Raw genomic sequence first — 1678 nt, 5'->3', positions numbered from 1 at the left:
CCACCGGGCCCTCGAAACGGGCCAGGTGCAGCGAGTCTCACCAAAACAACCCCCACACCAAGTAAGCGGCGCGCGGGCGGGCCGCCACACGGCGACCAAAGTGAAGCTCCTTAGAAAGGAGGTGATCCAGCCGCACCTTCCGGTACGGCTACCTTGTTACGACTTAGTCCCAATCGCCAGTCCCACCTTCGACGGCTCCCTCCATAAGGGTTGGGCCACCGGCTTCGGGTGTTACCGACTTTCGTGACTTGACGGGCGGTGTGTACAAGGCCCGGGAACGTATTCACCGCAGCGTTGCTGATCTGCGATTACTAGCGACTCCGACTTCATGAGGTCGAGTTGCAGACCTCAATCCGAACTGAGACCGGCTTTTTGGGATTAGCTCCACCTCACAGTATCGCAACCCTTTGTACCGGCCATTGTAGCATGCGTGAAGCCCAAGACATAAGGGGCATGATGATTTGACGTCATCCCCACCTTCCTCCGAGTTGACCCCGGCAGTCTCCCATGAGTCCCCACCATCACGTGCTGGCAACATGGAACGAGGGTTGCGCTCGTTGCGGGACTTAACCCAACATCTCACGACACGAGCTGACGACAACCATGCACCACCTGTATACCGACCCCAAAGGGGAAGAACCATCTCTGGAACGATCCGGTATATGTCAAGCCTTGGTAAGGTTCTTCGCGTTGCATCGAATTAATCCGCATGCTCCGCCGCTTGTGCGGGCCCCCGTCAATTCCTTTGAGTTTTAGCCTTGCGGCCGTACTCCCCAGGCGGGGCACTTAATGCGTTAGCTACGGCGCGGAAAACGTGGAATGTCCCCCACACCTAGTGCCCAACGTTTACGGCATGGACTACCAGGGTATCTAATCCTGTTCGCTCCCCATGCTTTCGCTCCTCAGCGTCAGTAACAGCCCAGAGACCTGCCTTCGCCATCGGTGTTCCTCCTGATATCTGCGCATTCCACCGCTACACCAGGAATTCCAGTCTCCCCTACTGCACTCTAGTCTGCCCGTACCCACTGCACACCCGGGGTTAAGCCCCGGGCTTTCACAGCAGACGCGACAAACCGCCTACGAGCTCTTTACGCCCAATAATTCCGGACAACGCTTGCGCCCTACGTATTACCGCGGCTGCTGGCACGTAGTTAGCCGGCGCTTCTTCTGCAGGTACCGTCACTTGTGGCTTCTTCCCTGCTGAAAGAGGTTTACAACCCGAAGGCCGTCATCCCTCACGCGGCGTCGCTGCATCAGGCTTTCGCCCATTGTGCAATATTCCCCACTGCTGCCTCCCGTAGGAGTCTGGGCCGTGTCTCAGTCCCAGTGTGGCCGGTCACCCTCTCAGGCCGGCTACCCGTCGTCGCCTTGGTGAGCCATTACCTCACCAACAAGCTGATAGGCCGTGAGCCCATCCAAGACCAGTAAACCCTTTCCACACACCACCATGCGGTGACATGTAGCATCCAGTATTAGACCCAGTTTCCCGGGCTTATCCCAGAGTCAAGGGCAGGTTACTCACGTATTACTCACCCGTTCGCCACTCATCCACACCAGCAAGCTGGTGCTTCAGCGTTCGACTTGCATGTGTTAAGCACGCCGCCAGCGTTCGTCCTGAGCCAGGATCAAACTCTCCGTTGAAAAACGAAAAACCATACCTGGCTGGAATCAAAAATAA

1 rRNA gene is annotated in these 1678 nt (G+C 57.1%); it reads right to left on the bottom strand.

From position 1 onward, the window contains the following. Window positions 1–114: 114 nt before the first annotated feature. Window positions 115–1641: ribosomal RNA gene (locus QSJ40_RS12535) — 16S ribosomal RNA — on the bottom strand. Window positions 1642–1678 lie beyond the last annotated feature (37 nt).

Source organism: Kocuria sp. NBRC 114282 (assembly GCF_030268385.1).
In the GTDB taxonomy this organism is placed as follows: Bacteria; Actinomycetota; Actinomycetes; order Actinomycetales; family Micrococcaceae; genus Kocuria; species Kocuria palustris.
This window is presented reverse-complemented; position numbering and strand designations above follow the sequence as displayed.